This window comes from Streptomyces sp. NPDC054956 (assembly GCF_053609185.1).
This window is the reverse complement of sequence record NZ_JBSGXB010000449.1, coordinates 1-4661: the sequence shown is the minus strand read 5'-3', so window position 1 is coordinate 4661 and position 4661 is coordinate 1. Positions and strand designations below refer to the sequence as shown.

Here is a 4661-nt window from a genome sequence, read left to right as displayed (position 1 = left end):
CCACCGGCACGGGAGCGGGGCTGCGGGCCTCCGCCGTTACGGCACCGGTAGGACCGGCACCTGGACGGTGCGCGGGAACGACGCGGGGCCACCGGCGTCGAGGGCGTCCGCCACGGCAAGCCGGACATCGGCAGTGAAGCGGCAGCCGATCACGGCGATGCCGCACACCCGGTAGCGGACCACGACGCTCCGCTCGGAGCCCGCGGGCACCGCGCCCACCGCCTGCGGCACGGGGCCGATCCGGGTCACCCCGGCTGAGCTCGTGTCCGCGTCGTCCAGGACCACCCCGAAGGCGTCTCCCGGCCCCGTGTTCCGGATCCGGTACTCGACGCCCAAGGTCCGGGAGAGGTAGTTGAACGGGCTGCCCCAGAAGGCGCGGTGGGTCACGGTGACCGCGGGCTGGAGGGGGTTCACCGAGCCGCTCAGCTGCAGCGTCCAGGGCTGGCCGGCGCCGATGGAGATCCCCGCGTCGAGGATCCGGAACGTGCCCGAACCGGTCGCCTGGCGGTAGGAGTTGCCCGGCGTGCTGTCGGAGAGGACCGTCCAGGTGCCGGTCCCGCCGATCGTGAACCCGTCGTAGGACAGGGTCGGCGTGGCGCAGCTTCCGCTGCTCAGGGCCAGGGTCAGGGTGCCGCGCGCGTTGGTCAGCGTGACCCGTCCGTCGTTGCCCCGCAGCGCCGCGTGGGCGCCGCCGATGCTGACCGGGAGGTCGAAGGCGAGCCGGCCGGGCAGCGAGGAGAACTGTCCGGCGGGCACCGACTGGCTGCCGGTGATGCGCCGGGTCTCGGTGAGCGGTCCGCTCGTGCAGTCCGCGGCGAGGCTCGTCACGTTCCCGTTGACGTGGGAAGCGGTCAGGACCAGCGGCGTCGGGGCGAGGGCCGCGGCGGGCGCCGGACCGGCACCCAGCGCGAGTCCGGCGAGCAGCACTATCAGCACGACCGCCACCCGCCGGATCGGGGAGCGCGGGTCGAGTGCGGTCGGGCGTCTCATGGGCAACCCTTCGATGCGAGTCGGTGAACGGCGCGCCATACCATAGGCAGACAAACCGTCAGGAATGTGGGATGTCGACACCCTGGCTGATGACAGATCCCCCTCCGGACCGGTAGGCAGACCGTCATGACAGCCGACTCTCGCGACAGCACCCCGCACGCCACCGACCCGCTCCCGCTCGCCGGAATCACCGTCGTCGCCGTGGAGCAGGCCGTGTCGGCCCCGTTCGCCACCCGCCAGCTCGCCGACCTGGGCGCTCGGGTGATCAAGGTCGAGCGGCCCGACGGCGGGGACTTCGCGCGCGGCTACGACACCGCCGCGCACGGCCTCGCCTCGCACTTCGTGTGGGCCAACCGGGGCAAGGAGTCGATCGCGCTGGACCTGAAGGACCCGCGCGGCCTCGAGGTCCTGCACGGGCTGCTCGACGGCGCCGACGTGTTCGTGCAGAACCTCGCGCAGGGCGCCGCCGCTCGGCTCGGTCTCGACTCGGCGGCGCTGTGCGCACGCTATCCCCGGCTGGTCGCCGTGGACGTCTCCGGCTACGGACCCGAAGGGCCGTACGCCCACAAGCGCGCCTACGACATGCTCGTCCAGTGCGAGGCCGGCCTCGTCTCGGTGACCGGCACCCCGGAGCGGCCGGTCAAGGCCGGGATTCCGGCGGCGGACATCGCGGCCGCCATGTACGCCTTCTCGGGGGTGCTCGCGGCCCTGCTGCGGCGTGGGATCACCGGGCGCGGGGGCAGGGTGGAGGTGTCGATGCTGGACGCGCTCGCCGAGTGGATGGGGCATCCGCTGCACCACACGATGCACGGCGGCGAGCAGCCGGTGCGGACCGGTCTCGCGCACGCCGTGATCGCGCCCTACGACGCCTACGCGACGGCGGACGGGGACCGGGTGCTGCTGTCGGTGCAGAACGACCGGGAGTGGCGCAGGCTCGCCGAACAGGTGCTGGAGCAGCCCGAGTTGGCCGAGGATCCGGGGTTCGCGACGAACGCGGCGCGCACCGCGAACCGGGAGAAGACCGACGCGGTGGTCGCCGATGCGCTGGGCCGGCTCGGCGCCGGCGAGGCGATCGCACGCCTGGAGGCCGCGGGCATCGCCTGCGCGCGGCTCAACTCGGTGGCACAGCTGGCCGCGCACCCGCAGCTGGAGGCGCGGGACCGCTGGCGGGAGGTGGGCTCGCCTGCGGGCCCGCTGAGGGCCTTGCTGCCGCCGATCGGACTGCCCGGCGGCGCGGCACCGCACATGGGTGCGGTGCCCGCGCTCGGCCAGCACACCGAACTCCTGCTGCTCGCCCTGGGGATGACGGGCGAACAGATCACGGCGTTGCGCCGGGACGGTGTCGTTCGCTGACTGGGCAGGGTTGATCAGGCCGGGGACGAAACGGCGGCACTGCGGGGGCGGGAAAGGGGACGGTTACGAACGGCGGCTGCCGAAGAGCGTGCGACGCAGCCGCCGCAGCGGCGCGAAGAGCGAGACGCGCGCGCTCCGGCTCCGCAGGCGGTGCGTGTGGTCGCGCGAGGTGAGCTCGCGCATCAGCAGCGTCGCCTCGGCCGCCTCGCGGTGCGGAACGGCGGGTCCGCCGAGCACGGCAAGGTGGCGGTCGAGGCGCGAGCTGGCCGCGCTGCTGCCGCAGGTGATGGCAGGCACGCGAGGCGGCCTGCTGCGCATTGCTATCTGTTCCATGTCTCTCCCCACCCGTACGAGGGCACCCGGCCCACCGGGCAGGGTAACCCTATCGTCCCCACGTCGCGCTCGGGTATCCCGGTCGTGTGAATTGCCCCTGTGGCGAGCGGGAGTTGACGATTACTCAGCGGAGTCGATCGTCACTCTCCGCACAAACCGGCGGCTCCGGGGGCGAGATGGGGGTGCGAGGGGAGTGCGAGGGGGCCGGGACCGGGGCGAGCCGGAAGCACTCGCCCCACTCCCGCCGCGACGGGAGCCGTACCGCACGCGCTGCGCTAACTTGGAGTGATCGTCCGGTGACCCGTGCGGGGCGCGCGGGAACGAGGCTTGTGAGGCCCGAGTGACTGAGTCTGCGTCGAACGAGGACGGCGGCGCACAGCGCGTCATCGCCGGACGCTACCGCCTGCTGGGCCCGCTCGGCCGGGGCGGGATGGGCATGGTGTGGCGGGCCCGGGACGAGGTCCTGGGCCGCGAGGTCGCCGTCAAGGAGGTGCGGGCACCGGCCGGGATGGACGCCACCGAGGTGGAGCGCATGTACCGGCGCCTGGAGCGGGAGGCCTGGGCCGCGGCCCGCGTCTCGCACCGGGGCGTCGTCACCGTCTACGACGTGGCCACCGAGGACGGCCGGCCCTGGATCGTGATGGAGATCGTACGGGGCCTCTCGCTCGCGGAGGTCATGGAGGGCGACGGGCCGCTCACCCCGCAGCGCACCGCGCACATCGGCGAGCAGGTGCTGGCCGCACTGCGTTCCGCGCACGAGGCCGGGGTGCTGCACCGGGACGTGAAGCCTGGCAACGTGCTGATCGCCAACGACGGGCGGGTGGTGCTCGGCGACTTCGGGATCGCGAGCCTGGAGGGCGCGAGCGCGATCACCATGACGGGCGAGGTGGTCGGCTCCCCCGAGTTCCTCGCACCGGAGCGCGCGCTCGGCCGGGAACCGGGTCCCGAGTCGGACCTCTGGTCGCTCGGAGTGATGCTCTACGCGGCCGTCGAGGGGGTCTCGCCGTTCCGCAAGGACACCCCGGTGGCCACCCTCCGGGCCGTGGTGGACGAGGCGTTCCCGCCGCCGCTGCGGGCCGGCCCGCTGACGCCCGTACTGGAGGGGCTGCTGGTCAAGGACCCGGCGGAGCGGCTGCCCGCCGCGGAGGCGGCCCGGATGCTGCGCATCGTCGGCGCGGGCGGCACCGTACGGGCCTCCGGCGGGCCGGTGTCGGGCCAGGCGGCGGGACCGGGGCCCGGGTCGGGGCCCGACTCGCCGACCGCCGTCGCGCACCACGAGCACGGCCGTCCGACGCCGCCGATGCCGATGCCCTCGCCCGTGGGGGCCTCCGGCCGGCCGGCGCCGCCGCCCCGGGAAGGGCGGAACTCGGCCGGGGCGATGCTGACCATCGGGATCCTGGTGCTGCTCGCCGTGCTGGCCGTACTGGGCTGGCTGCTCCTGAAGGACCGCCCGGACTCCGGCGGAACCGGGACGGTGGCTCCGACGGGCACCCCGTCCGCCACCGTGAGCGACTCGCCCTCCCCGTCCCCTTCGCCGAGCCCGTCACCCTCGGCCTCCCCCTCCGACTCGCCCTCGCCGTCGGCCAGTTCCGCGATCGGGGTCACCGTGTCCGCCGTCCAGGCCGTCCGGGACTCCTACCGCGGCACCTGCCCGGCGCCGGCCGATCGGGCGCCGGCCTTCGCCGCCACGGTGACCGTGGACCGCGTACCGGCGGTGGTGGAGTACCGGTGGGCCACGCGCAGCGGGGTGACTTCGGGACCGGGCTGGCAGACGGCCACCTTCGCGGCGGGCGGATCGGCGAGCGTACGGCTGGAGCACACCGAGCTGACGAACTACGCGGGGGCGACCTTCGAGGACGCGGTGCGACTCGAGCTCCGGGCGCCCGTCGAGGCGGCTTCGGCGTGGCTGGAGTTCTCGGTGACGTGCGAGGAGGAGACCCCGACGGGCGGGGCCTCCTCCCCCGGAACCGGCGGACCGAGCGGTT

The 4661-nt window shown here is 74.3% G+C and carries 4 protein-coding genes; 2 read left to right on the top strand and 2 right to left on the bottom strand.

From position 1 onward, the window contains the following. Window positions 1–36: 36 nt before the first annotated feature. Complete coding sequence (locus ACWGDE_RS36360) at window positions 37–990, bottom strand: hypothetical protein (protein ID WP_453393354.1); 954 nt, start codon at window positions 988–990, stop codon at window positions 37–39. 126 nt (window positions 991–1116) lie between these two features. Here ACWGDE_RS36360 and ACWGDE_RS36355 point away from each other — a divergent pair, with 126 nt between their 5' ends. After that, a complete protein-coding gene (locus ACWGDE_RS36355) occupies window positions 1117–2343 on the top strand; it encodes a CaiB/BaiF CoA transferase family protein (RefSeq protein WP_453393353.1) in 1227 nt (408 codons plus the stop codon). Between the two features lie 63 nt (window positions 2344–2406). Here the strand turns inward: ACWGDE_RS36355 and ACWGDE_RS36350 are convergent, their stop codons facing one another. Next, complete coding sequence (locus tag ACWGDE_RS36350) at window positions 2407–2676, bottom strand: hypothetical protein (RefSeq protein ID WP_422466033.1); 270 nt, start codon at window positions 2674–2676, stop codon at window positions 2407–2409. Window positions 2677–3106: 430 nt separating this feature from the next. On the opposite strand from ACWGDE_RS36350, the gene ACWGDE_RS36345 reads away from it, so the two are divergent. Then, window positions 3107–4661, top strand: a 1555-nt coding sequence (locus tag ACWGDE_RS36345) for a serine/threonine-protein kinase (protein ID WP_453393355.1), incomplete at its 3' end; no start/stop codon positions are given.